Source organism: Bacteroides mediterraneensis (assembly GCF_025993685.1).
GTDB classification, from domain to species: Bacteria; Bacteroidota; Bacteroidia; order Bacteroidales; family Bacteroidaceae; genus Phocaeicola; species Phocaeicola mediterraneensis_A.
Map to the genome: position 1 here is coordinate 1,355,388 of NZ_DAJPEN010000001.1, position 26,407 is coordinate 1,381,794.

General features: G+C 53.5%; 23 protein-coding genes and 1 pseudogene. 13 read left to right on the forward strand and 11 right to left on the reverse strand.

Annotation, left to right across the window (positions count from 1 at the left end; genetic code table 11):
- Nucleotides 1–107 precede the first annotated feature (107 nt).
- The 7 genes and pseudogenes from OIM59_RS05415 to OIM59_RS05445 form a co-directional block, all read left to right on the forward strand.
- Nucleotides 108–326: pseudogene (locus OIM59_RS05415) on the forward strand (cell filamentation protein Fic); the annotation flags it as partial.
- Between the two features lie 138 nt (nt 327–464).
- Complete coding sequence (locus OIM59_RS05420; RefSeq protein WP_303895559.1) at nt 465–599, forward strand: hypothetical protein; 135 nt, start codon at nt 465–467, stop codon at nt 597–599.
- Between the two features lie 135 nt (nt 600–734).
- Nucleotides 735–2,051, forward strand: a complete 1,317-nt coding sequence (locus OIM59_RS05425; protein WP_303895560.1) for a DEAD/DEAH box helicase — start codon at nt 735–737, stop codon at nt 2,049–2,051.
- A 252-nt stretch (nt 2,052–2,303) separates the two neighbouring features.
- Nucleotides 2,304–3,374 carry a 3-phosphoserine/phosphohydroxythreonine transaminase gene (gene serC / locus OIM59_RS05430; RefSeq protein ID WP_148329947.1) on the forward strand — a complete coding sequence of 357 codons (1,071 nt, stop codon included), beginning with the start codon at nt 2,304–2,306 and terminating at the stop codon, nt 3,372–3,374.
- Nucleotides 3,375–3,447: 73 nt separating this feature from the next.
- Entirely contained in the window at nt 3,448–4,371 is a 924-nt protein-coding gene (locus tag OIM59_RS05435; RefSeq protein ID WP_022352964.1) for an NAD(P)-dependent oxidoreductase, read from the forward strand.
- Between the two features lie 18 nt (nt 4,372–4,389).
- Complete coding sequence (locus OIM59_RS05440; RefSeq protein WP_303895562.1) at nt 4,390–4,596, forward strand: hypothetical protein; 207 nt, start codon at nt 4,390–4,392, stop codon at nt 4,594–4,596.
- The gene (locus tag OIM59_RS05445) at nt 4,583–5,830 is read left to right on the forward strand and encodes a DUF1015 domain-containing protein (RefSeq protein ID WP_299169316.1); all 1,248 of its coding nucleotides are present in this window, start codon (nt 4,583–4,585) and stop codon (nt 5,828–5,830) included. Before OIM59_RS05440 ends, OIM59_RS05445 begins: the two co-directional genes overlap by 14 nt.
- A gap of 345 nt (nt 5,831–6,175) precedes the next feature.
- Here OIM59_RS05445 and OIM59_RS05450 read toward each other — a convergent pair whose 3' ends face one another.
- Nucleotides 6,176–7,672, reverse strand: a complete 1,497-nt coding sequence (locus OIM59_RS05450; RefSeq protein ID WP_303898169.1) for an arylsulfatase — start codon at nt 7,670–7,672, stop codon at nt 6,176–6,178.
- Between the two features lie 135 nt (nt 7,673–7,807).
- On the opposite strand from OIM59_RS05450, the gene OIM59_RS05455 reads away from it, so the two are divergent.
- The 3 genes from OIM59_RS05455 to OIM59_RS05465 all read left to right on the forward strand — a co-directional run bounded on the left by OIM59_RS05455 (nt 7,808) and on the right by OIM59_RS05465 (nt 10,474).
- Nucleotides 7,808–8,410, forward strand: coding sequence for a YigZ family protein (locus tag OIM59_RS05455; RefSeq protein WP_072542364.1), 603 nt, complete (start codon nt 7,808–7,810; stop codon nt 8,408–8,410).
- 214 nt (nt 8,411–8,624) lie between these two features.
- Complete coding sequence (locus OIM59_RS05460; RefSeq protein WP_303895565.1) at nt 8,625–9,656, forward strand: L,D-transpeptidase; 1,032 nt, start codon at nt 8,625–8,627, stop codon at nt 9,654–9,656.
- 98 nt (nt 9,657–9,754) lie between these two features.
- Complete coding sequence (locus tag OIM59_RS05465; RefSeq protein WP_288352591.1) at nt 9,755–10,474, forward strand: murein L,D-transpeptidase catalytic domain family protein; 720 nt, start codon at nt 9,755–9,757, stop codon at nt 10,472–10,474.
- On the opposite strand, the gene OIM59_RS05470 is transcribed toward OIM59_RS05465, so the two are convergent.
- Both OIM59_RS05470 and OIM59_RS05475 read right to left on the reverse strand, forming a co-directional pair.
- Nucleotides 10,458–11,066 (reverse strand): LolA-like putative outer membrane lipoprotein chaperone, encoded by a 609-nt coding sequence (locus OIM59_RS05470; RefSeq protein WP_072542366.1) that lies wholly within the window; start codon nt 11,064–11,066, stop codon nt 10,458–10,460. The genes OIM59_RS05465 and OIM59_RS05470 overlap by 17 nt on opposite strands.
- Before the next feature lie 43 nt (nt 11,067–11,109).
- Nucleotides 11,110–13,665 carry a DNA translocase FtsK gene (locus OIM59_RS05475; protein ID WP_303898172.1) on the reverse strand — a complete coding sequence of 852 codons (2,556 nt, stop codon included), beginning with the start codon at nt 13,663–13,665 and terminating at the stop codon, nt 11,110–11,112.
- 143 nt (nt 13,666–13,808) lie between these two features.
- On the opposite strand from OIM59_RS05475, the gene OIM59_RS05480 reads away from it, so the two are divergent.
- The 3 genes from OIM59_RS05480 to OIM59_RS05490 are packed head-to-tail and all read left to right on the forward strand — an operon-like array spanning nt 13,809 to nt 16,291.
- Nucleotides 13,809–14,423 carry a DUF5063 domain-containing protein gene (locus tag OIM59_RS05480; protein ID WP_288352557.1) on the forward strand — a complete coding sequence of 205 codons (615 nt, stop codon included), beginning with the start codon at nt 13,809–13,811 and terminating at the stop codon, nt 14,421–14,423.
- A gap of 21 nt (nt 14,424–14,444) precedes the next feature.
- The gene (locus OIM59_RS05485; protein ID WP_072542369.1) at nt 14,445–15,086 is read left to right on the forward strand and encodes a 3'-5' exonuclease; all 642 of its coding nucleotides are present in this window, start codon (nt 14,445–14,447) and stop codon (nt 15,084–15,086) included.
- A 17-nt stretch (nt 15,087–15,103) separates the two neighbouring features.
- Nucleotides 15,104–16,291 carry a class I SAM-dependent rRNA methyltransferase gene (locus OIM59_RS05490; protein ID WP_299169305.1) on the forward strand — a complete coding sequence of 396 codons (1,188 nt, stop codon included), beginning with the start codon at nt 15,104–15,106 and terminating at the stop codon, nt 16,289–16,291.
- A gap of 129 nt (nt 16,292–16,420) precedes the next feature.
- Here OIM59_RS05490 and OIM59_RS05495 read toward each other — a convergent pair whose 3' ends face one another.
- From OIM59_RS05495 to OIM59_RS05530, 8 genes are all read right to left on the reverse strand, one after another.
- Nucleotides 16,421–16,876, reverse strand: coding sequence for a BT0820 family HAD-type phosphatase (locus tag OIM59_RS05495; RefSeq protein WP_299169302.1), 456 nt, complete (start codon nt 16,874–16,876; stop codon nt 16,421–16,423).
- Between the two features lie 34 nt (nt 16,877–16,910).
- Nucleotides 16,911–18,320 carry an undecaprenyl-phosphate glucose phosphotransferase gene (locus OIM59_RS05500; protein ID WP_299169299.1) on the reverse strand — a complete coding sequence of 470 codons (1,410 nt, stop codon included), beginning with the start codon at nt 18,318–18,320 and terminating at the stop codon, nt 16,911–16,913.
- 88 nt (nt 18,321–18,408) lie between these two features.
- Nucleotides 18,409–18,861 carry a lipocalin-like domain-containing protein gene (locus OIM59_RS05505; RefSeq protein WP_299169297.1) on the reverse strand — a complete coding sequence of 151 codons (453 nt, stop codon included), beginning with the start codon at nt 18,859–18,861 and terminating at the stop codon, nt 18,409–18,411.
- Nucleotides 18,858–20,255: a capsule assembly Wzi family protein gene (locus OIM59_RS05510; protein ID WP_369695916.1), complete on the reverse strand. Its 1,398-nt coding sequence runs from the start codon at nt 20,253–20,255 to the stop codon at nt 18,858–18,860. The genes OIM59_RS05505 and OIM59_RS05510 overlap by 4 nt, the downstream gene beginning before the upstream one ends.
- Before the next feature lie 259 nt (nt 20,256–20,514).
- Nucleotides 20,515–21,843 carry a UDP binding domain-containing protein gene (locus OIM59_RS05515; RefSeq protein ID WP_303895572.1) on the reverse strand — a complete coding sequence of 443 codons (1,329 nt, stop codon included), beginning with the start codon at nt 21,841–21,843 and terminating at the stop codon, nt 20,515–20,517.
- Between the two features lie 94 nt (nt 21,844–21,937).
- Complete coding sequence (locus tag OIM59_RS05520) at nt 21,938–24,781, reverse strand: bifunctional fucokinase/fucose-1-phosphate guanylyltransferase (protein WP_303895574.1); 2,844 nt, start codon at nt 24,779–24,781, stop codon at nt 21,938–21,940.
- 111 nt (nt 24,782–24,892) lie between these two features.
- Entirely contained in the window at nt 24,893–25,222 is a 330-nt protein-coding gene (locus OIM59_RS05525; protein ID WP_303895575.1) for an L-rhamnose mutarotase, read from the reverse strand.
- Nucleotides 25,223–25,231: 9 nt separating this feature from the next.
- Entirely contained in the window at nt 25,232–26,374 is a 1,143-nt protein-coding gene (locus tag OIM59_RS05530) for a GDP-L-fucose synthase (protein WP_303895577.1), read from the reverse strand.
- Nucleotides 26,375–26,407 lie beyond the last annotated feature (33 nt).

The window sequence follows — 26,407 nt, forward strand, 5'->3', positions numbered from 1 at the left end:
TCATAAGTGATGATAGACATCTGATGTCAATAAGCAGGGTATCTAAAGAAATGCGTATGGAAGAAAATAAAATCATTATTTATACATCCAGTGATGAGTAAACTAAAATAAATGTCAGGATGGAAGATGAAACCTTGTGGCTTGCACAGCAACAGATTGCTGAACTATATCAGACATCGAGGACCAATGTAGTGGAACATATTAAACATATCTACGAAGAGCAGGAGCTCGACGAAAATTCAACCTGTCGGAATTTCCGACAGGTTCGCATCGAAGGTTCCAGACAGGTAGAAAGAGAGATGCCATTTTATAATCTGGACATGATTAGTTTCACATGCAGAAGCGATGGAACATGCTACGAATGAATATCGTAAATACAAACAGCGTACAATCAGTGACGTAGAACAGAATTATCTTGATTCAATCAAGATGTTGGACAATTTGAAAAAGAAAGGAAAATCAGAATGAAACTAAAATTCAAACGTCAGCGTTTTCAGAAGGATGTATCCAATTTTCGTAGCGAGCCATGTGGCGGACGTACAAAGTCGGAACTGGGATTGTCTGCGGCCGGTCATAAATTGGTGTTCACGTTTCTTTAGAATCCCTTGGAGAAGGTGGATGAGATAATAACAATAGGAGTGACGGTTTAAATGTCGGTTTAAATGACGGTATAAATGTCGGTATAATACAAATTTCCGTATCTTTGCTAACTAACCCACAAAACCCCAAGAATTATGGACATACAAACAATACTATCCAACCTGAAGATTGACCAGTTGAACACCATGCAGGAGGCCGCCATCGATGCCTGGAAAGACGGCAGCGACCTGATTCTGCTTTCGCCCACCGGCTCCGGAAAGACGCTGGCTTACCTGTTGCCGCTGGTGAGCTCGCTGAAGCAGGGAGTGGAAGGCGTGCAGGCCGTGGTGCTGGTGCCTTCGCGCGAACTGGCCCTGCAGATTGAGCAGGTGTTCAAGGCCATGGGAACCGGCTTCCCAGTGATGAGCTGCTACGGCGGTCGCCCGGCCATGGAGGAACACCGCACCATGAAGGGCATCTCGCCGGCCGTGATTATCGGTACGCCGGGACGTATGAACGACCACCTGAACAAGGAGAATTTCGAGGCCGGCACGGTGCGTACGCTGGTCATCGACGAGTTTGACAAGTGCCTGGAGTTCGGCTTCCAGGACGAGATGGCCGAGGTCATCGGCAAGCTGCCGTCGTTGCGCCGCCGCTTCCTGTTGTCAGCCACCGATGCGGAGGAGATTCCGCGCTTCACGGGGATGAACCGCACGCAGAAGCTGGATTTCCTGAATCCGGAGGAGACGGTATCGCAGCGGTTGAGGCTCTATAGGGTCACCTCGCCGGAGAAGGACAAGCTGGAGACGCTCTACAAGCTGCTGTGTACGCTGGGCAACGAATCGACGCTGGTGTTCTGCAACCACCGGGAGAGTGTGGACCGGGTAGGGAAGTACCTGCACTCCATGAAGGTGTATTGCGAGACGTTCCACGGCGGCATGGAGCAGGACGACCGCGAACGAGCGTTGTATAAGTTCCGCAACGGGAGCTGCCATATCTTCGTATCGACCGACCTGGCCGCCCGGGGACTGGATATTCCGGACATCCGTCACGTGGTGCATTATCACTTGCCGGTGGCCGAGGACGGGTTCATTCATCGCAACGGACGTACGGCGCGCTGGGAGGCGGAGGGAAATGCCTTCCTCATTCTGCATGCCGAAGAACGTATCCCCGACTATGTGCCGCAGCCGCTCGAAGAGTTCGCCTTGCCGGAAAAGACACCGCAGCCTGCCTTGCCGGAATTTGTCACCTTATATATAGGAAAGGGGAAGAAGGACAAGATCAACAAGATTGACATCGTGGGTTTCCTCTCCAAAAAAGGCGGACTGGGCCGGGAGGACGTGGGCCGTGTAGACGTGAAAGATCACTATGCGTTTGCGGCTATTTCACGGAAAAAGGCCAAGCAAACGTTAAAACTCATACAAAATGAAAAGATTAAGGGGGTAAAAACTTTGATAGAACTGGCAAAATAATAACTTTGTGTCACATCAGCCCTCCGGCGGTGAGGGCTGCTTCGCATTTTGCTATGTCGCGCGAGTGTCCTCCCTGCCATGGCTTTCCATTCTCGTGTCAATATGTTATCAAAATAACCTTTACTTGCATAATTTGAAAGTTAAAATCCGATAAGCGTGTAAAATTATCACGAATTCTTTTGGAAGTCTAAAAATAATCACTAAATTCGCAAGTGTTAGCTAAAATGATTGTTTAACCAAAACAAACTTCCAATGAAGAAACATAATTTTAATGCGGGACCGTCTATTTTGCCTCGCGAAGTGATAGAAAAGACAGCTCAGGCTATTCTTGATTTTAATGGTTCAGGACTTTCGTTGATGGAAATCAGTCACCGCGCGAAAGACTTCCAGCCGGTGGTGGACGAAGCGGTTGCGCTGTTCAAGGAACTGCTGCATATTCCGGAAGGATACTCGGTATTGTTCCTGGGTGGAGGTGCAAGCTTGGAGTTCTGTATGGTTCCCTATAATTTCCTGGAAAAGAAAGCGGCTTACCTGAACACGGGTACATGGGCCAAGAAGGCCATGAAGGAAGCCAAAGCTTTCGGCGAGACGATTGAGGTGGCTTCTTCCGAAAAGGATGGCTACACGTATATCCCGAAGAATTACGAAGTGCCGGCCGATGCGGATTATTTCCATATCACGACGAACAATACAATCTATGGTACGGAACTGCATGCCGACTTGGATGTGAACGTGCCGATGGTGGCTGATATGTCGTCGGATATCTTCTCCCGTCCGGTGGATGTGTCCAAGTATATCTGTATCTACGGAGGTGCGCAGAAGAACCTGGCGCCTGCGGGTGTGACTTTCGTCATCGTGAAGAACGAGGCACTGGGCAAGGTGTCCCGTCATATCCCGACCATGCTGAACTATCAGACGCATGTGGACAAAGGTTCTATGTTCAACACGCCGCCGGTAGTGCCTATTTATGCGGCTCTTCAGACATTGCGCTGGCTGAAGGAACAGGGCGGTGTGGAAGAAATGCAGCGCCGTGCCAAACAGCGTGCCGACATGCTGTATGCGGAAATCGACCGCAATAAGCTGTTCCGGGGTACGGTGACGGTGAAGGAAGACCGCTCGTACATGAACATCTGCTTCGTCATGGCGGATGAATACAAGGAACTGGAGGCCGACTTCCTGAAGTTCGCTACCGAAAAAGGTATGGTGGGCATCAAGGGTCACCGTTCGGTAGGTGGTTTCCGTGCTTCTTGCTACAATGCCATGCCGGTAGAAAGTGTGCAGGCGCTCATCGACTGCATGCAGGAATTTGAGAAAATGCATTAATTGTTGTTATATCTGAGAATAAGGGCGTGGGAGATACAAAAACACGTCCTTGTTTTCTTTAAAATCGAATATTATGAAAGTATTGGTTGCGACAGAGAAACCGTTTGCCAAAGTGGCAGTAGACGGTATCCGGAAAGAGATAGAAGGTGCAGGCTATGAACTGGCTTTGCTGGAGAAATATACCGACAAACAGCAGTTGCTCGATGCGGTGAAGGATGCGAATGCGGTGATTATCCGCAGTGACATCATCGACAAGGAGGTGCTGGATGCGGCGAAGGAACTGAAAATCGTGGTGCGTGCCGGCGCGGGATACGACAATGTGGACCTGGAGGCGGCTACGGCGCACGGGGTTTGCGTGATGAATACGCCGGGTCAGAACTCGAATGCGGTGGCCGAACTGGCTTTCGGCATGATGGTGATGGCGGTGCGTAACTTCTACGACGGCAAGTCGGGCACGGAGCTGAAGGGCAAGAAGCTGGGTATTCATGCGTATGGCAACGTGGGACGCAATGTGGCGCGTATCGCCAAGGGATTCGGCATGGACATCTATGCGTATGATGCCTACTGCCCGAAGGAAGCGATGGAGGCCGACGGCGTGAAACCGGTGGATTCAGCCGAAGAACTGTATGCCACTTGCAACGTGGTGTCTCTGCACATTCCGGCCACTGCCGAAACCAAGAACTCGATTAATTATGCGCTGGTGAACCGGATGCCGAAAAACGGGCTGCTGGTGAATACGGCCCGCAAGGAGGTCATCAACGAGGCGGAACTGATCAAGCTGATGGAAGACCGTCCGGACCTGAAGTATGTGACGGACATCATGCCGGTGGCCAATGAAGAATTTGCAGCCAAATTCCCGGGACGTTATTTCTCTACGCCGAAGAAGATGGGTGCACAGACGGCAGAGGCAAACATCAATGCCGGCATCGCAGCGGCCCGTCAGATTGTGGGCTTCCTGAAGGATGGTTGTGAGAAATTCCGTGTAAATAAAAAATAACTTCTGTTTTACGCATAAATGAAACTGACGAGTGACGAACGGCATTTGCTGATTCCGTTGGGAATGGGCAGTTCCTTGCTGCTGGTGAACTCTTTGTGCAGGTCGTTTCTGGATGATTTCTGGGAAGGATTCCTGTGCGGCATGGCACTGGTATGTTTCCTTTATGCGTTTCGGACGTTAGTATTGTTTTTCAAACGAAATTTCAAGCATTATGGCAACAGTTAAACCATTTAAAGGGATTCGTCCGCCGAAGGAGCTGGTGGAGCAGGTGGCTTCCCGTCCTTACGACGTGTTGAACTCGGCAGAAGCGCGCGCCGAAGCGAAAGGCAACGAGAAATCATTGTATCACATCATCAAGCCGGAGATTGACTTCCCGGAAGGTACCGACGAGCACGACCCGCGGGTGTACGACAAGGCGGTGGAGAACTTCCGGATGTTCCAGGAAAAGGGCTGGCTGGTGCAGGACGACAAACCGTGTTATTATATTTATGCCCAGACCATGAACGGCAAGACGCAGTATGGCCTGGTGGTGGGGGCTTACGTGCCCGACTACATGAACGGAGTAATCAAGAAGCATGAGCTGACGCGACGCGACAAGGAAGAGGACCGCATGAAGCATGTGCGGGTGAACAATGCGAACATCGAACCGGTGTTCTTCGCTTACCCGGAAAGCAAGGTGCTCGATGCGGTGGTGGCGAAATATACGGCACAGAAGCCGGTGTATGATTTCGTGGCACCCGACGACGGCTTTGGCCATCAGTTCTGGGTGATTGACGACGACAAGGACATCGCCACAATCACGGAGGCGTTCAAGGAGATGCCTTCGCTCTACATTGCCGACGGACATCATCGGAGTGCGGCGGCGGCACTGGTGGGGGCTGAAAAGGCGGCCCAGAATCCGAATCACCGGGGCGATGAGGAATACAACTACTTCATGGCGGTGTGTTTCCCGGCCGAGCAGCTCACCATCATCGACTACAACCGGGTGGTGAAGGACTTGAACGGACTGACGCCGCAGGAGTTCCTGGAGGCGCTGAAGAAGAACTTCGTGGTGGAGGAAAAGGGAACGGACATCTACAAGCCGGCGGCCCTGCACAATTTCTCGCTGTATCTGGATGGCAAATGGTACAGCCTGACGGCCAAACCGGGCACGTACGACGACCACGACCCGATTGGGGTGCTCGACGTGACGATTTCCTCGAACCTGATTCTGGACGAGATTCTCGGCATCAAGGACTTGCGTTCGGACAAGCGCATCGATTTCGTGGGCGGTATCCGCGGACTGGGTGAACTGAAGAAACGGGTGGACAGCGGCGAAATGAAGATGGCGCTGGCTCTTTATCCTGTATCCATGAAGCAGCTGATGGACATTGCCGATACGGGCAACATCATGCCGCCGAAAACCACCTGGTTCGAACCGAAACTGCGTTCGGGACTGGTGATTCACAAGCTGGAGTGAGATGCTCCCTCGGAAAGAAATCAAGGGCTGTGGCCTCGTGGAAGAGGAACAGCCCTGATGTGATTACGTTATCTTTTTTAATCCTCTTGTTTTAGTCTTGTATCTCGTGAAGACGGCTAAAGACAAGAGGATTTTTTTGCGGATATGCGGGGAGAATCCGTCGGAAAGGAGATGAAAAAAACGCACTTGCGTTCGGGTTGAAACGTAAGTGCGTTTTGTCTGAAACTCTTTGGCGTTTGGATTGAAACGCAAGTGCGTTTGAGTCGGAACGTCAAGGCGTTTTTTTAGGGTCGGGAAAGTGAGCCTTACGTGGTTTCGGGGAGGCTCTTCTTTTTCAAAATAGTCTTATTTCGGCAAGGTCACGGGGAACAGGTCGTTCGGACGGTGTTCGCGCAGGATGACCTGCTTCATCTGGTCTACGAGTTCCGGATGCTGGGCAGCCACGTCGTGGTCTTCGTGGATGTCGTCGGCCAGGTTATAGAGATGAGGCACGCCCTTCTTGACCACCATCTTCCAGTCGCCCATGCGGAGACCAATCTGGTCGGTTTCGTGGAACTCCCAGTAGAGGAAGTCGTGCGACTTCTGGGTGGCGTCATTACCCAGCAGGGTGGGGGCGAAGGAGATGCCGTCGAAGCAGTCGCCTTCCAGTTTCTTGTTCAGGTATTTCTTCGGGAAACGCTTGTCGCCCAGCAGCTCGCAGAACGTCGGCATAATGTCGTAGAAGGCCAGCTGATGGTCGTTCACTGTGCCGGCTTTCACCTTGCCCGGCCAGCGGACGATGAACGGGATGCGGATGCCGCCTTCGTAGCACTGGCGCTTCAGGCCGCGCAGCTTGCCGTCGCGTCCGAAGAATGTCGGGTCGGCCCCGCCTTCTTCGTGAGGACCGTTGTCACTGCTGAAAATCACAATCGTATTCTCGTCGAGACCTTTTTCCTTCAGCTTGGCCAGGATTTCGCCCACGTAGGTATCCAGTCGGTTGATCATGCCGGCAAACTGGGCGTGAGTATGGTCGCTGGCATTGTAGCGGGAACCGGCCTGTCCGCCCCAGGTCTTGTCTTCAAAGAATTTCTGCTTGTATTTCTTCAGGAGGGAGTCGTTGGGCTGGGCCAGTTCGGCGTGCGGAAGGGTATAGGTGAAGAAACCGTAGAAAGGCTGGGAAGCGTCCTGCTTGTCGAGCCATTCCAAGGCCTTGCGGTGGATGATGTCGGCCGAGTACTGCGTACGCTTGAAGTAGTCATCGCCACTCATCGGATAGCGGATGTTGTCTTCCAGGATGATGCGGGTCACGGCAGTGTCGCCTGCGGCCCGGCTGTAACTGTTCAGGAAGTTCGGGTAGTAGAGGTGAGCCTGAAACTGGCACATGTAGCCGAAGTATTCGTCCACGCCGCGTTTGTCGGGAGTGGAGGTAGAGCCTTCGTAGCCGCCCGCCCATTTGCCGAACATGCCGGTGGTATAACCGTTCTTCTTCATGATTTCCGGCAGGATGATGTGCTGCGGGTCGTAGGGCTCCTGTCCCGTCACGGCATATTCCTTGTTCTGTCCGTACCACACCTCGCCGCTCCAGTATTCCTTGTTGCCTCTCACGTGGCCGTGTCCGCTGTGCTGGCCGGTCATCAGGCTGGCGCGCGACGGAGCACTCACGGGACTTCCGGCGTAGGCCTGGGTGAAGCGCATGCCTTCGCGGGCCATCTGGTCGATGCAGGGAGTCTGGATGAAAGGTTGTCCGTAGCAGCCTAAATCGCCGTAGCCCATGTCGTCGCAAAGAATAAAGATAATGTTGGGTTTCTCGGAAGCGGGAGTGGCAGCTTGTGCATGAGGAGCAGCCAGGGCCGCCAGCCCCATGCAGTAAGTCAGTTTCTGTAATTTTTTCATGCCATTAGTTTCTTATAGGGGTTAATGTGTGGACAAAGATAGTGTTTTCGGGGCAAAGATGAGCGAAAAATCACTAAATTTGCGTCCTGAAAAAAGACAAAAGCCATGCAAGACGATACCTATAAGACCATTGGAGCGCGTGCCGAGGCCATTTATACCGAGAAGCGCAGCAAGTTTATCGCCATCGCGTTGCCGGTGCGTACCCTGACCGAAGTCAAGTCGCTCCTGGAGGAGTACCAGAAGAAATACTACGACGCGCGCCACGTGTGTTATGCCTACATGCTGGGGCCGGAACGGAAGGATTTCCGGGCGAACGACAACGGGGAGCCTTCGGGAACGGCGGGCAAGCCGATTCTGGGACAAATCAACTCGCACGAGCTGACCGACGTGCTGGTCATCGTGGTGCGCTATTTCGGGGGTATCAAGCTGGGCACGAGCGGACTGATTGTGGCCTACCGCACGGCGGCTGCCCTGGCGCTGGAGGAGGCTCCGGTGCTCGAGAAGACCGTCGACGAGGAGGTGGCCGTGGCTTTCGAATATCCTTTCATGAACGATATCATGCGCATCGTCAAGGAGGAATCGCCCGAGATTCTGGAACAGTCGTACGATATGGACTGCCTGATGCGGCTGCGCATCCGCAAGTCGATGATGGGCAAGCTCCGTGCGCGGCTGGAAAAAGTGGAGACGGCCCGTTTCGTGGACGAGTGACTGCCTGCTGCGGCTGCGCATCCGTCCGTCAATGAGGAGAGCACTCCGCGTGCGGCGGAAGGAAATGGAAACCGTCCGTCCCGTGGACGGATAACGGGTGGATGGAATTGAAACCGGAATTTTTTTCTTCGGTAAAAGTGCTGATTTTTGGCCATTTCCTGTGGTTTTTTAATAAATTTTATTACCTTTGTTACTAACCTGTAATCTTCATCTTATGAAACGTTTGGTCGGCCTTTTCTGCTTGGTGTGCCTCCTTTTCGGATGCAAGGAGGAAGCAGACCGTGGCTTGGTTCAGCCAGTGGAACAGTCGGTGGTGTCGGAAGAGGCTGCGCCGGACAGTGTGGAAGCGGTGCTCCCGTTTGAGCGCAAACCGTTGACGGGTGCCGACATTATTCTGGTCAAGGAACTGCTTTTCGACAAATATACGTTGAAGGATGAATATCCGTATCAGGACACGGTGCGCTCGTTCAAGTGGGACGTGATTCGCAAGTGTCTGGCCTTCATTGAGAACCTGCAACATGAGGCTGCCCGCTGGGCCGTTTTCCAGAACTACAAGAACCGGAACCAGGAAGCGGCGCTGGTGCGGAGCTATGTGCGCAACGTGTACCGCCGCATTGCCGATACGCAGGGCGTGGAGCGCTACCAGTCGGTGCCGCTTTACCTGCCGACCGATACGCTGGTGCCCGAACGCTACGGACGCGACGGGGCCTTGGCTTCCTTGCGGGGCGAGAGCGGAGGATTCTACCGCGTGTCGCCGGTGAGTATCGAGGGCGAATGGCTGGTGCCCCGCCGTTATGTCAAGCTGCTGGCCGACAGCACGGCCTTTCATCGGGTGGTGGTGGTAGACCGGGGCGACCAGAACATCGCCACGCTGGAACGGCTGGAAGAAGGTACCTGGGCCATCCGCAGCATGAATCCGGCCACTACGGGCATGCATCGTCCGCCGTATGCGCAGGAAACACCTCTCGGCATGTTCGTGGTGCAGGAGAAGAAGTCGCGCATGGTCTTTCTGAAAGACGGTTCCTCGGCCACCGGAGGCTATGCGCCCTACGCGAGCCGTTTCACCAACGGAGCCTATATCCACGGCGTGCCGGTCAATGTGCCGCGGACGGCCATGATTGAGTACAGCTGGTCGCTGGGCACCACGCCCCGTTCGCACATGTGTGTGCGGAATGCCACCTCGCATGCCAAGTTTGTTTACGACTGGGCCCCGACGGAACGCTCGCTGGTGATTGTAATCGAGTGATTTCTATAAAATTAACTCTCTTTCAGGGAGAGGTTGCCCGGAAAATCCGTACCTTTGCCGCCGAATATTCTTAGGTGGTCAAAATCATGCACAATTCTATATTGAAATTTCTTTTTTCGGCACTTTTCCTGTCTTTCCCCTGCGCATATTTCACGGCAGAGGGGGAGTGTGTTTCTCCTGAAAATCCGGCAGCTGCGGTGAAGGCAGCCGACGAGGTGACGTCGCTTTATCACGCCATGCAGCTGGAGGGGGTGGTCAACTGGAAGGCGTTCAAGCTGGCAGTGACGGGCTACAACCGCATCAAGGGGCGGAAACGCGAGGTGCTGACGCTGATTGATTTCTCGAAACCCTCCACGGAAAAACGGCTCTACGTGTTCGATATGAAGCATCGCCGGATGCTCTATTCGTCGGTTGTTTCGCACGGGAAGAACAGCGGAGGGAATTATGCCACTTCGTTCTCCAATGAATATGGCTCTTATAAAAGTTCGCTGGGTTTCTACCTGACGGCCTCTACCTATCAGGGGAAGAACGGCTATTCGCTGGTGCTCGACGGACTGGAGAAAGGCATCAACGACCGGGCCCGTGAGCGGGCCATCGTGGTGCACGGGGCTGCTTATGCCGACCCTTCAGTGGCTCAGCGCGGCGGGCGACTGGGACGCAGTTTCGGCTGTCCGGCCCTCCCTACCTCCGTGGCACGTCCGATTATCGATACGATAAAAGGGGGCAGCGTCATGTATATCTATGCCGAAACCCCCTCTTACCTGGCTCAGAGTTCCATTCTGAACGACTCGGATGTGAATGTTATCGTAAATCAATGATTTCCGCTTCCGGATATTTCTGCTTGTTGAAGCGGAACGTCGCATCGGGCAGGTTCACGCCCGTCTGGTACGACGAAATCTGAAATTCCTGTTTCTCGCCGTTGTGCAGCTGGATGGCAATGTAGACCGGCGAACCGTTTTCCTTTACATTCAGCGTGATGCTTTTCACATCCTGTGAAGCCTTGGGGGTGAGCAGGATTTCCTGTCCCCGCTTGCCCTGGCGGGTCTTCTCGCCCACATAGCGGTAGTTGAAGCTCTTCTTGTAGGAAGTCAGCAGGGCATACGGATTGACGCTCTGCAGCTCCTCGGGGGTAGGGGTGGACACGTTCACCTCTTCGTTCTGCTCCACGTAGCTCCATTGCGTCTTGCCGTCGAACCACGTCCGGATACCTCCGCTTTCGAGGTAGAACTTGTCGCCTTTCAGCAACAGTTTGCCGCGCTGTGTGCCTCCGAAACTCAGGCTGACGCCGCCCGCCTTGCGGTACGTGTCGGCCATCTTATTTAAAATACTTTCCGCTTTGGCATCCTGCTGGGCTGCTGCCTGCAGCCAGGCGATTCCCATGAGCAGGACGACCAGAAAAATCTTTCTCATATCCAATCAGTTTATTAGGTTGTACGGATAAGGGCAGCCTGTGTCAGTCTTTCAGGCTGCTCATTCTCATTTGCAAGTCGTTCTCGTCCAGGCAGAGCACGTCGCGCGCCTTGCTGCCGTTGGCCGGTCCCACGATGCCCGCTTTCTCCAGCTGGTCCATGATACGGCCGGCCCGGTTGTAGCCGATGGAGAACTTACGCTGAATCAGGGAAGTAGACCCCTGCTGGTGGTAGATGACCAGGCGGGCAGCCTCTTCGAAGAGCGGGTCGAGACGGTTCATGTCCACATCGGCCGTACTGCCGCTGGCCTCGGCATTCTCGTCCACGTATTCCGGCAGCATGAAGGCCGTAGGATATCCCTGCTGTTTGCCGATGAAGGCCGCAATGCGTTCCACTTCCGGCGTGTCGACGAAGGCACACTGCACACGCACCGGATCGTTGCCTTGCAGGTAGAGCATATCACCTTTACCAATCAGCTGCTGGGCCCCCGGACGGTCGAGGATGGTACGGGAGTCCATCATGGAAGCCACACGGAAGGCCACACGCGCCGGGAAGTTCGCCTTGATGGTACCCGTGATGATGTTCGTGGTCGGACGCTGGGTGGCGATGATGGCATGGATACCCACCGCACGGGCCAGCTGGGCGATACGGCAGATAGGCAGTTCCACTTCCTTGCCGGCGGTCATAATCAAATCGCCGAACTCATCGATGATGATGACGATGTAGGGTAGGAAGTGATGCCCGTTCTCCGGATTCAGTTGGCGGTTGATGAATTTCGCATTGTATTCCTTGATGTTACGGCATCCCGCACTCTGCAGGAGCTTGTAGCGGTTGTCCATTTCCACGCACAGCGAGTTCAGCGTCTGCACTACCTTCGTCACGTCGGTGATGATGGCGTCGTCTCCGTCGGGCAGCTTGGCCAGGAAGTGACGCTCAATTGGCGCATAGATGGCAAATTCCACCTTCTTCGGGTCGATGATGACGAACTTCAGTTCGCTCGGGTGTTTCTTGTAGAGCAGGGAAGTCACGATGGCATTCAGACCGACGGACTTACCTTGACCTGTGGCACCGGCCACCAGCATGTGGGGCGCTTTGGCCAAATCCACCATGAACACCTCGTTGGTGATGGTCTTTCCCAGCGCCACCGGCAGGTCGAACGTGGTTTCCTGGAACTTCTTGCTCGTCAGGATGGAACTCATCGGTACGATGTGCGGGTTGGCGTTCGGTACCTCGATACCGATGGTACCCTTGCCCGGAATCGGGGCAATGATACGGATACCCAGTGCCGAAAGGCTCAGGGCGATGTCGTCTTCCAGGTTACGGATTTTCGAGATACGTACCCCTTCGGCCGGCGTGATTTCATATAAGGTAATCGTGGGGCCCACACTGGCCTTGATGGAACTGATTTCGATGCCGAAGCTGCGCAGCACCTTGATGATGCGGTTCTTGTTGGCATTCTGTTCCTCCATGTCGATGTCCGGGTCTTCGTTCTGGTAGGTATTCAGCAAGTCGAGAGTAGGGAAGCGGTAGAACTCCAGGTCCAGTCGCGGGTTATACGGCTGGGTGATGTCGCCCTTGTAGGCCTGGTCTTCTTCCTTGGTATCGTTGCTCACCTCGAACGCCGGTTCTTCTTCCTTTTCTTCCTCCTTCCGAACCGGCTCCACCTCAAAAGGGTGTGCTTCTTCTTTCTCTTCCGGTTCAATGGGCAGGTCGATGGCATGGGAAGTTTCTTCCTTCGGTGGAGCTACGGGCGTTTCTTTCTTCGTTTCCTTCACCGGAGCCGGTTCCGTTTCCTCTTTCGTTTCCGCTGCCGGTTCTTCTTTCTTTCCGGCCTCGTTTTCCTTCTTATCTTCTTTCTGTTTCCGGTGCGTCCAGCTCTTCCAGAAACTTTCTTTCTTTTCCTTCTTCTCCTCTTCCGGGTCGGTCAGCGGAGCCGTGACGGTTTCTGCTTTCACCTCCTCCTGGCGGGAAGCCGTGTCGGGCTGTGAAGTTCCTGCATCAGCGATGCTTTCACCTTTCTTCAAGCTAGGATGCAAGGCCTTGCGCACCACGCCCATGGTTTGCTGGGTGAGGGCCACCCCGAAGAGAATCGCTACCGCCAGCAGCACCAGAATCAGTCCCGGTGTACCGATTTGCGAACAAATCCAGCGGCTCACATTGTAGCCGTGCAGTCCGCCCGGATAAATAAAGGAATCTTCCATTACGCCGCCGAACGCGAATCCCAGGGTGACTGAGAACCAAATCATCACCGTGGCACAGCCCAGGAACCAGTTGCGGATGCGGAACTGATACGCTTTCATCAGTTTCATGCCCGCCACCACCAGAAAAATGATGATGCAGTAAGCCGAAAACCCGAAACAGTCGTTGATGAGGAACTGTGCCAGCTGGGCCCCTCTGGCCCCCGCATAGTTCTGGATGCGGTTGCCCGTTTCCAGCAGTTCCGACGGGTTGGGATGCGTCAGGATGCTCTGGTCGTTTCCCCCGGTAAAGAAGAAGGAACTGAAAGCCAGTAGCATGTACACGCCGAAGATGACGCACAATAACCCTATGATGAATGAAGTGGTTTCACTTTTTAGCACTGTCCATGTTTTTCCGGCCATGGCTACCGCTTTTTCACTTTTGCTCGTATCTGTTTTTTTAGTTTGCATGGTGATTCAAATTAGCTAAACATTCATGCAAATGTACGAATAAAACTAGAACTGAGAAATTTTTTTTGTACCTTTGCACTTCAATTAGCGTGATTATGGAAGAAAAAAACTCTCAAGTGATATTTGATAAAAATGCGGTCGAGTTCGTGACAGTGGCCGCCGAGTTTTGTGGGTTTATGGAGCGGGTTTCCGACATGAAGCGCCGCGATTTCGTAGACAAGTCCCTGAAACTCCTTCCTCTTTTATACCTGAAAGCTTCGTTGCTTCCCGCGTGTGAGCGGATGGATGATTCCGACCCTGAAACCTTCGTGACCGAAACCGACTACGAGGTGCTGCGTGGCTCGGTGGCCTCCCTTTTGGGCGAATACGACGATTATCTCGAAGTTTTCCTCGACGACATGGCCTATAGTGATACGCCCATCCATCAGAACATCTCCGAGTGCCTGGCCGATATCTATCAGCCGCTCAAGGATTTCATCTGCGTATTCCAGCTGGGACTGGAGCAGACCATGAACGACTCGCTGGCCATCTGCCGCGAACTGTTTGCCGAGTTCTGGGGACAGCGCCTGGTGAACGTGATGCGGGCTCTGCACGACGTGAAATACCGTCAGCTGGCCCATGAGGAGGCGGAAGACGAATCCCCGCTGTATGAAGACCACTGTACCGAAGAAGAACTGTATGAAGGCCTGGACATGGGCGAGGAGGAATAACCCTAAAATGTGCGAATTGAAATGGTAGAACTACAGAGCAAAATAGACAAGAAGTTTGTTGCCGAACTGCCCAAAGTGTCCTTTCCCGGCCGCATATTTGTGATTTACACGGAGGCGGAAGCCCGCAAGGCCATTGATTACCTGAATACCCATGTGTTGGTGGGGGTGGATACCGAAACCCGCCCGTCGTTCCGGAAAGGTGCCGTCAACAAGGTGGCCTTGCTGCAGGTGTCCACCTACGACACGTGCTTCCTTTTCCGTCTGAACCATCTGGGCCTGCCCGACTTCCTGGAAGAGTTCCTGCAGAACGACGTGCTGAAAATCGGTCTCTCGCTGAAGGACGATTTTGCCATGCTGCGCCGCCGCAACCGCAAGGACCCGCGTACCGGCAACTGGGTGGAGCTGCAGGATTATGTCACGGCTTTCGGACTGGAGGAGAAGAGCTTGCAGAAGATTTATGCCCTCCTTTTCCACGAAAAGATTTCCAAGAGCCAGCGCCTGTCCAACTGGGAGGCCGACACCCTGACCGAGGCGCAGCAGCTGTATGCCGCGACCGATGCCTGGGCCTGTGTGCGCATCTATGAGTACTTGGAAGAGCTTCGCCGCACAGGAAAATACCGGGTGATACGCCCCGAAGCCCCCGAAAATATTCTCGACGATTAATAACTTAAACCATACAAATGAGCTATAAGAAAGTATTTCTCAAACCCGGAAAGGAAGAATCGCTCAAGCGTTTCCATCCTTGGGTTTTCTCCGGCGCCATTGCCCGTGTGGAAGGTGAACCGGAAGAAGGTGAGGTGGTCGATGTCTATACCTCGAAGAAGGAGTTCATTGCCTGCGGACATTTCCAGATAGGCAGCATCGCCGTGCGCGTGCTGTCCTTCCGCCAGGAACCCATCGACCATGACTACTGGGTACGCCGTCTGCGGGTGGCCAAGGACCTCCGCTGTGCGTTGGGCCTGATGGGCAATCCCCGCAACAACACCTATCGTCTGGTACATGGCGAAGGCGACAACCTCCCCGGACTCATCATCGACGTGTACGACCATACCGCCGTCATGCAGGCACACTCTGCCGGCATGCACCTCGACCGTATGGCGGTGGCCGATGCCCTTGAAGAGGTGATGGGCGACGTCATCCAGCACATCTATTATAAATCGGAAACCACACTGCCTTTCAAGGCGGATTTGCTGGCCACAGAAAACGGCTTCCTCAAGGGAGGCAGTCCGGAGAACGTGGCGATGGAAAACGGCCTGAAGTTCCACGTGGATTGGCTCAAGGGGCAGAAGACCGGCTTTTTCGTCGACCAGCGTGAGAACCGTGCCCTGCTGGAACGCTATGCCAAGGGCCGCAATGTGCTCAACATGTTCTGTTACACCGGCGGCTTCTCGTTCTATGCCATGCGCGGCGGAGCCAATCTGGTACATTCCGTGGACAGTTCCGCCAAGGCCATCGACCTGACCAACGAGAACGTGGCCCTCAACTTTCCCGGCGACACCCGTCACCAGGCGTTTGCGGAAGATGCCTTCAAGTTCCTCGACCGCATGGGCGACCAGTACGACCTGATTATTCTCGACCCGCCGGCCTTTGCCAAGCACCGTGACGCCCTCCGCAATGCCTTGCGCGGCTACACCAAGCTCAATGCCAAGGCTTTCGAGAAAATCCGTCCGGGCGGCATTCTCTTCACCTTCTCCTGTTCGCAGGTAGTCAGCAAGCAGGATTTCCGCAATGCCGTGTTCACCGCCGCCGCCCAGAGCGGACGCAGCGTGCGCATCCTTCACCAGCTCACACAGCCGGGCGACCATCCGGTCAATATCTACCATCCCGAAGGAGAATACCTCAAGGGACTGGTGCTCTATGTAGAATGAATTTCATATAAAACGGAAAGAAAAAGCTGTTTCCTGCCGGATGGCTCCAGGCAGGAAACAGCTTTTTATATGATTCATATCATCGCCAGGTCGGTCAGGGCGATTGTTGTGCAGTGTGACAACCTGCAGTTATCCGAACAATTTCCCTAGCAGGCTCTGTTTCTTCTTCTTTTCTTGTTTTCTCTTTTCCACAGCCTCACCGAGCTTGTCGTCAAGTGTTTCATCCACCAGGTCGGCCAATTTGATGCGGTAATGGATGATACGATAAATACTGTTCCAGTCGAAGAGTCCCCCCACATTGCGGTCGTCGATAAACACATCCGCTTTTAACTTTCGGGAGAAATATTGATGTCCGGTTTGTTCCTCCGGATAGTTTGTATTTACGGCATAGAACTCCAATCCTCGCTGACGGCAAAATTCCACCGCTTCATTGAGCAGCTCATCCTCTCTGACCGACCACAAAATCAATCTGTGGCCTTCCTTTTGTAACATCTTTAAAGTATCTATTGCAAAAGGAATTTCTTTTCCGATTTCTGGATATCGGTGTTCCACAATCGTTCCGTCAAAATCAACAGCTATAATCATATCGGTTTTTATTTAATAAAATAGTTAGTAGTTATTAGTATGCATTCTTTTCTCCATGTATCGCGTTGGCCACCGTCTTGTAGATGATGAACAGGTCCAGTCCGAAGCTCCAGTGTTCGATGTACCAGATGTCACCTCTCACACGGCCTTCCATGTCTTTCAGCTCCTTGGTTTCGCCGCGGTAACCTGTCACCTGACTCCATCCTGTGATACCCGGTTTCACGAAATGACGCACCATGTATTTGTTGATAAGCTTGGAGTACTCTTCTGTATGTTTCAGCATGTGCGGTCGTGGTCCGACGATACTCATGTCACCTTTCAGCACATTGATAAACTGCGGCAGCTCGTCGATGTTCGTCTTTCGCATGATGTTTCCCCAGCGTGTCTTTCGGGGGTCATCCTTGGTGGCCTGCAAGGTATCCGCCTGCGCGTTCACCTTCATGCTGCGGAATTTGTAGCAATAGAATTCCTTGTCGTTCAATCCGTTTCGCTTCTGCTTGAAAAACACCGGTCCCGGCATGGTCAGCTTCGTGATAATCGTTACGATAATCAGGATGAAGGGGAAGATAGTGCAAAGGAAGAGCAATGAGAATACGATGTCGAACGCCCTTTTCAGCATCTTGTTGCCTGTCTGGCTCAACGGATCTTCCCGCAGACTCAGGTAAGGCACACTCCCTATCATGTTGAAATACATTCGCTTATGCAGGTATGTACGGATATTGGGCACGCTATAGAAATGTACCAAGTGGTTCTCGCAGTAATCGATGATGGGACGTATTATCTCATGGTCTTTCGAAGGCAGACAGCAGAACAGGTAATGGTTGTTTTTGTTCTCATTCAGGTATTTCATCACTTCTGTGGGGGTACCCAGATACGGGCATTCCTTGGGAAAGTTCGGATTCGGCTGATAGTCAAAATATCCGTTTACCCGATATCCTGTCCAATCCTGGTCGGTCAGTTCATGGTATAGCTCCAAGTTGTTGTCTGCGCTACCTACCAGTACCACGTATCGTACGTTTCCACCTTTTGAACGATATCTTTTCAGCATCGCACGTAGAGAAAGTCTAAATATGCCAATGCATAGAAACAGAATCAGTATATAAATCAGATAAAAGAGTGAAAGGGTATCCATGAATTTTCCTATCTCCAGCACGATACCCGAAATGATTCCGAATAAGACCACCGTTTTAAATATTCGGGTGATGATTTGATAGATGTAAATCTTTCGTCTATAGAGAATGACTCCGATTTGACGGGAGGCGATGAAATAGCATAGCATTATGGTAAGAATAGCTTGATAATGCGGCACATTTAGGGCTTTATGCCATGGGGTATCCTTTACCCACTCATTAAAAAAGAAGAAAAGCACTCCTGCCAGTAGTGTTTCGAAAGTTGTTACGAATAGGCCTACCCATTCGTTGTATGAATCATACCTTGTTTTCATATCATTTGAATAGTTTAAGGGTTTATTCTACAAATAAAAACATTTTTCTTTTTTCCTCCATGTTTGCGAAAAGAAATTTGAGAAAATTCTAAAATTTGGTCAGTTCCAGACGTGCATAGTCTGATTCCAGTGTCATTTTTTCCCCGTTACATTTAACAATCTCAAACACTGTTTCCTTTTGGTTGTCGATACCGAAATGCTTCAGCTTTTCTACCGGTGCATCCTCTCCCGTATCACTGGTCGATTTTCGTACTTTGAAGTCTTTCACCACCAGCTGCGTTTCGTTGTTCCGGTATTCTGTGCGTCCGATATAGGCTCCATAGCCTTTACTGCCTTGCTTTTCGGCTACCTCCGTCACCATGCGCGTAATGCTGTAGTACAATCTTTCGCACTTCACGGTTTCCCCGGTTTCCGTTAGGGTGAACTGTTCCAGTATCCAGAGTCCTTCCACATCGGAGTTTATCGGTGCCTTTTTGCAACCGCTAAAGGCCATTGCCAGTCCGATGGCCATCATGATTATAATATATGTTCCTCTTTTCATTTGCCAAGTCCTCCAGTTTTTCTAAGTGTAATCATTCCCCCTGTGCTGTTTCCCAAGTAATTTCCACGGTCTATTCCCAGTGCGGCACTTACGCTCCAGCCCTTGGCCCATTGGGGCAGGTAAGTCACTTCGGCCATGCTGTTGAACTGCTTGCGCACCTTGTCCAGGGGACTGGAATATCTTCCCCAATGCCGTGCATACGAGGCGATGAGCCGCCATTTCCATTCTTCCGACGGATTGCCGGAGATGCCCACATGCTGCGCTTTCATCCGGTTGCTCTTGAAGCAGATGCTTCCGTCCTGATTATAGACAGGCCCTGCCAGCAGCGGGTTTCCGATTCCTTGTCCATAGTGCTGCCATGCCTGATAAATATAGTGGTTGTAATAATCGTCTCCGCCGCTCATCTGCGAGTCGGAGAAAGACCCCCAGAAGCCGTCATACAGAATCGGGCCGGAAGCATCCTTCGTGCTGATACCTTCCCAAAGCACCGCCGATACCCATTTGTTTTTCGGGAGATACACCTCGATGCCCAGCTGTCCGTCTTTCCATCGTCCGTATTCCCAGAACATCTGCGAATGATCCTCGAAGTAGTGGTCTAAAGTAGCCCTGATTTTCCAGTCGCCTGCGTAAAAGTTCAGGCCGAAATTCCAGCTTCCCAGCATGTTCCCTTCCACGTTCACCTGTTCACCTTCCGGGGTATCACTGCCCCCCGCGGTAGGGAAGAAGGCATGCCAGTACGATTTCAGTCCGTCGGGCATGTCAGTAATCTGCTTGGAGCTTCCGTCGGCCAGTTTCTGGTATTGGTCGCCACTGAACTGGGTGGCCATGAACAGACCGAACTCAAACTCTACGGGCAGCTTCTCCTTGTTTCCCAGCCGGAACATCAATGATTTGCTGTGATACATCACTTTTTTGGCATATTTCTGGTTCACTCCGCAGAAATCCTCCTGCCAGTGTCCGTCGGTAAATATACCATACGCCAGGTGCCCTTTGAAAGCCAGCCATTGGCGGGTGCCCGGTATGGACAGATAGTCCTTGATTTCCCCTCTAATCTGTGGTATCGGCCGCATGTTCGGGCCTTCAGCCATCCAGCCGCTGGTCAGTTCACTGTTCTTTTCCAGCGGAAATCCCATTCTCTCCTTGCTTCCTACGCTCAGAGTCAGCATTTTCCATGAGAAATCCGCGTATGCCTGCTGAATCCAGAAGTCCGAGGTTTGTTTCACTCCTCCCGCCAAGTCCAGTCCGGCATCAATCCGCCATCCCTTGCGTAGAGGCTTGTGCCATTCCAATCCAGCCCTCAAGTACCCGCTGTTAGGTTTCTCACTTTCCATACCAAACCGGTTGGCCGTCAGCCAGAGTGGTGCATACGTGCCCGTCGACACTGTTCCCGACATCTCTACTCGATATTGGAATTCCTGGGAATTTTCTTGCGCCAGTACTGGGGTGGCAAGAAAAAGAAGTAAAATAGATTTAGATAAATTCATATTTTTTCTACTATTCGCCAGCAAAGGTAGGAAAGAAAGCCGTAAAACATATCTATTTACTGCAGAATTTTTATTGAGAGGTGCTTCTTTATATGTTTTGACATAAAAAATGCCTACATTGCAAAAAATATATTTTCCAGCGTCGGCACGCGGCTGTGAGACCCGTGGCTCAATCCCTCCTGAAAATATCCCGTGTGTACACCTTCTCCTTCACGTCGTCCAGACAGGTATCGTAGCGGTTGGCAATGATGGCATCCGCCTGTTTCTTGAAAGTTTCCAGGTTGTTCACCACCCGCGAGCCGAAGAACGTTGTGCCGTCTTCCAGCGTCGGTTCATAGATAATCACCGTAGCCCCTTTGGCCTTGATGCGCTTCATCACCCCCTGGATACTGCTCTGACGGAAATTGTCGCTGTTCGATTTCATGGTCAGTCGGAACACTCCGACCACACATTCCTTCTCCCTGGCCGGATTATAATCCCCCCGGTTGTAGTAATCATAATATCCCGCTTTCTTCAACACCTGGTCTGCGATGAAATCCTTTCGCGTGCGGTTGCTTTCCACGATGGCATGAATCAGGTTCTCCGGCACATCCGCATAATTGGCCAGCAGTTGCTTGGTATCCTTTGGCAGACAGTATCCTCCGTAGCCGAAGCTCGGATTGTTGTAATGCATGCCGATGCGCGGGTCCAGACAGATACCTTGAATGATGGCCTGTGTGTCCAGCCCCTTCACCTCGGCATACGTGTCCAGCTCGTTGAAGTAGCTCACACGCAGGGCCAGATACGTATTGGCAAACAGTTTCACCGCTTCCGCCTCCTTCAGGCCCATGAACAGGGTGTCGATGTGCTCTTTGATGGCTCCTTCCTGCAGCAATGCCGCGAACTCATGCGCTTTTCCCTCCAGATCTTCTCCCGCGATGGCCTGGATGGCCTCATTTTCCTTCTTCAGTCCCGCAATCAGTTTCGGATACCCCACGATGATGCGGCTGGGGTAGAGGTTGTCATACAGCGCCTTGCTTTCGCGCAGGAACTCCGGCGAGAACAGCAGGTTGAATTTCTTTCCGGCGAGGGCAGGAGTGTTGCGGAACTTTTCCGCATACTTCACGTACAGGCTCCGGCAGTATCCCACCGGAATGGTACTCTTGATGACCATCACCGCATCCGGGTTCACCTCCAGCACCAGGTCGATTACTTCCTCCACATGGCTCGTGTCGAAATAATTCTTCACCGGGTCATAGTTGGTAGGTGCTGCAATCACCACGAAGTCCGCGTCCTTGTAGGCCGCCGCCCCGTCGAGAGTAGCCGTCAGGTCCAGTTCCTTCTCCGCCAGATATTTCTCGATATATTCGTCCTGAATCGGACTGATACGGTGGTTGATTTTCTCCACCTTCTCCGGAATCACGTCCACTGCCGTCACCCGATGATGCTGTGCCAGCAGAGTCGCAATAGACAAGCCCACGTAGCCTGTACCGGCTACAGCGATATGTAAGTTGCTCATATTTCTAGGTCATAATAGTTGCACAAAGAAAGCGAATAATTCGCAGAAAAGCAAGTCCCTGCCGGAGTGAAGCGCCCATCCAATCTTTTCCATGTCAGCTTCTACTGATTTCAAGCCCTTTGTCCGACAAACTCATTTCCACGAAGCGTGCCCGGTCGTTGGGGCGGTTTTCCGTCAGCAGCTGGCGGATACGCAGCGCCGCATCCGGGTCTTTGGCCACCATGTACAGGTAGCCCCCTCCGCCGGCTCCCGGCAGCTTGTAGCCCAGACACAGGTCGTCAATCCGCTCCGTCAGCGCCTGTACCGCCGGCGGGTTCGTACCCTCGTCCAGCAGCTGGTTCTGCTTCCACGTCTTCCGTATGAGCCGGCCCATGCCCTCGAAGTCGTTCCGCAGGATGGCGTCGTACATATCCATGGCATGCCCCTTCATCTGCTCCAGCAGGTGCAGGTGGCGGTTCGAGTTGAGAAACATTCCCCGCACAATCTCCGCCAGGATTCCCTTGGCCGTGCGCGTAAGCCCCGTATAATATAAAAGATGGCATTTGCGGTACTCGTCGCCCGTGAAGAGATAGTCGGGCAGCCAGCGCACCATCGGTTCCTGGTGCCAGCCCGGCTGCGTCTGCAGCAGCTTCACGCCATGCAGCACCCCTCCATACTGGTCCTGCCATCCGCCGCCCGTGGTGAGCAGCTGTTCCAGCACCAGCGTACGGCTGCCGATGCCCTGCTTGTCCCAGTTCAGGCCGCAGAAGTCATTCAGCGCCCCCAGCACCGTGGCCGCCAGAATCGAGCTTGTGCCCAGTCCCGAACCCGCCGGGATGGCCGAGAGCAGCGTCACCTCGATGCCCGTGCCGAACGCCTTCAGCTGCGCCTCCAGCGAGTCGAAATGCTCCGTCGAGAAATCCGGATGGAACCCAGCCAGTGTCAGTGCCGCCTTCGGAATGGAGAACGGCGATCCCACCTTGCAGAAATCCTTCAGCTCCTCGTAGGTAGAAACCACCTCCATGGCTCCCAGGTCGATGGAACGCAGGATGATGCGGTGTTCCCTCGATGGTTTCACATACACCTGCAGCGGCGGCTGTCCGTTCAGTTCGATGGCCAGGTTCACCACGTTTCCCCCCTCCATCAGGCTGTAGGGCGGGGTGTCCGTCCATCCCCCCGCAATGTCGATGCGCACCGGGCTTCGGCCCCACACAATCTGGTCGGCATACACCGAGAGCTTCGGCTGCTGGCGGTAATCCATCGTGCCGGTCAGTCCCTGCCGCATCAGTCCGAACGCCCGTTCCTCCATCGCCTTTGCCTCCGGTTTCCCTTCCAGTTCCAGCACCTTCGCGCGGAACATCGCGTCGCTGATTCGTTTCAGCAGGGGAGACCCCTCCGGCAGTTCTCCCGGCAAGGCGATGCCCCCCTTGGCAAATTCCTCGGCTGCCTCCTGCAAGTCCACCTGATAGAATACGCTCCGTTCCTCGTTCCGGGCCAGCAGGCTCCAGTTCTCCTTGCGGAACACCTCCCGCTGGGCGAACAGGCGTCGCAGGTTGGCGTACGCTGAAATCTCGTCGGCCGACACCTTCCGGGCCTTCAGCCAGATGGCCTGCCCGGCTTCACCCTGTCCGCCGTCCGTCATCCATTGCAGCACCGTGCCCAGGTCTGCTATTGAGTCCGTCACCGGGAAGACGGCCGCCGATTGCAGGTCTTCATACCCCCTGATATCTTCCGCGGCCAGCCCCCTTTCCGCCAGCCATTCCGTCACCGGACGGCCCAGGAAGAGGGTAGAGGCCTCCTTCAGACTTCCCTTGAATTTATCGTTGAAACCATAGGGCCGGGCCACAAACTCCGTTTCGCCCATCGGCACCACGTCGATGCACACCCCTTCCGGCACCTTCAACGCCCAGTCGTTGCGCGGCACCCCCGTGATGATGTTCCGGCTGTGCAGCTGCCACCCCTTGGCAATAAAGCTGTTTTCAATCCAAGTCTCTGCGTTTTCTGCCGTCAGTTTGAGCTGCAGTTCCGCATTTTGGACAAACATGGCCGGATGCGCCTTCACCTTGTAATGCATGATGGCCCGCTGGTCCACCACGCAGTTCTGCACCGCCAGTGTCGACGAAATCATCTCCCGGCTCGTACCGTAATGGTGAAACTCACCGCCCGGCAGGGGTAGGATAGCTACCTTCAAGCCGTTCAGCTCCTCATCCACGATGCGCGGATGCGCCCCCAGTGCCAGTCCGAACTCCGAATACATGTCGTAGAACGTCACGTCCCCGTTTTTATCTGTGGAATGTTTCACCATCAGTTCCACGGCGCGGTCGCTCAGCAGCCAGATGCCGATGTCCATCAGGAACAGGTAGTCCTGCATCAGCCCCGCCATTTCCTCCACGCTCGGTTTTTGCAGCATGAAGTCCAGCTTCTCCGGCTCCTTTCGCGAAGACACGAACACCCCGTGGTTCTTTGCCAGTTCCGGGTCTACCCACAAGCCGTAACATACCACGTCCACGTCCGGAATGTCCTGCAAAGGCTGGGTAGCCCGGATGTACACGTCGCCGCTCGCAATCAGCGTGTGCAGTCGTTCCGGCGCCTTGTCCATAATTTCCTCGTACAGCGGCAGCTGTAGTGACAGCAGGTTCTGCGTGAGCCGTTGCCCCCGTGCCCAGCGGAACACCGGAATCGGCGTCAGAATCTTTCCCGAAGGCGCATAGCCCGGCAACCGCCGGCTCTGTCCCCCCGCATGCAGCAGGATACGTTTCTCCTTCGCCAGCCAGTCAGCCAGTCCGGTTTCGTCACCTTCTTCCTTCCGGCAGGCATCCAGCAGCCAGGCCGTACCTCCTCCCGAACCCAGTTTCCTTCCCACCGGGTCCGACGTGCAGAACCACTCCTTGTGGTCCGCGTGCATGATATCGTGAAAACATTCCACCAGATTCGGTGGCAATGACAGTAACTTTTTCATTTTAGCCAATTAATAATGAAGAATGAAGAATGAATAATTAATAATGAAGAATTAACAATGATAGTGAATGGAAAACACCCACTCGTTTTTAATTTTTAATTATTAATTGACTTACAGCTTGAATATCCGTTCCATCAGTTTCCATTTCTCCTGTGAGGTGGCACCCGGCGCGGCTTTCTGGAACTTCGCCATGTGCGCTTCCCATTCTGCCTGACGGGGCAGGGTAGCCAGCCGCGCATAATCCCGTTCCATATCAAAATCGTCCGTCGTGTCCATGATCATGAACAGACGGTTCCCGTCGATGTAAATCTGCATGTCGGTAATACCCACTTCGCGGATGCCCGCCTTCACTTCCTCCCACACGTGCGCATGTGCTGCCACGTAGGCCTCAATCAGCTCCTTGTCGTCATAGAGCTCTAGTGTCTGACAATATCTTTTCATCTTTTTTATTCAAACCGTTTGATGGTTAATGCAAATTCCCTTCAGGTACCACTCATACAGGCGGTGGATACCCTCGTCTATTTCCACCTTGTGGTGCCACCCCAGGCTGTGCAGCTTGCTCACATCCGTCAGCTTGCGCAGCGTGCCGTCCGGTTTCGACGCATCCCAGCGCAGTTCCCCCTTGAAGCCGATTTCCTTCATGATTTTTTCCGCCACCTCACGGATGGACAGCTCCTTGCCCGTACCCACATTGATGTGGCAGTTGCGGACTTCCGTGATGCCGTCGGCATTCTTCACCGAGCCGTCGTACGTCTGCTTGAAGTCCACGTTCAACAGTACATGCACACTCGCGTCCGCCATCTCCTCGCTCCACAGGAACTCACGCAGCGGCTTTCCGGTACCCCAGAGGGTCACCGCTTCGGCAGCTATGCCGTAGTGCGCCAGCACCTCCGTAATGTCTTTCTCGTCCGATGTGCCGTCCACCACAAATTTCTCGCCGTTGCGCATTACGCTCACCGGACGCAGGCTGATGTCCTTGCGCACTGCTTCCCAGTCGCCCTCGTTCAGGCATTTGGCCAGGTAAATCTTGCGAATCATGGCCGGCAGCACGTGGCTGTTCTCCAGGTGGAAGTTGTCGTTCGGACCATAGAGGTTCGTCGGCATCACCGCGATGTAGTTCGTGCCATATTGCAGGTTGAAACTCTCACACATCTTCAGCCCCGCAATCTTCGCGATGGCATACGGTTCGTTCGTATACTCCAGCGGAGAGGTGAGGAGCACCTCCTCCTTCATCGGTTGCGGCGCCTCGCGCGGATAAATACACGTGCTTCCCAGGAAGAGCAGCTTCTTCACCCCGTGGCGGAAACTCTCTCCAATCACGTTCTGCTGAATCTGCAGGTTCTGGTAGATGAAGTCCGCACGGTATTGCAGGTTGGCCATGATGCCCCCCACATGCGCCGCCGCCAGAATCACCGCATCCGGCTTCTCCCGGTCGAAAAATTCCCTTACCGCCACCGGGTCCAGCAAGTCCAGTTCCTTGTGCGAGCGGCCCACCAGATTGTCATATCCCCTCTGCTTGAGGTTGTTCCAGATGGCAGAACCCACCAGTCCATGGTGTCCCGCCACATATATCTTTGCCGATTTGTCCAACATAATCAAAAGCCTCCCTTTCTCAGTAGAAAAATC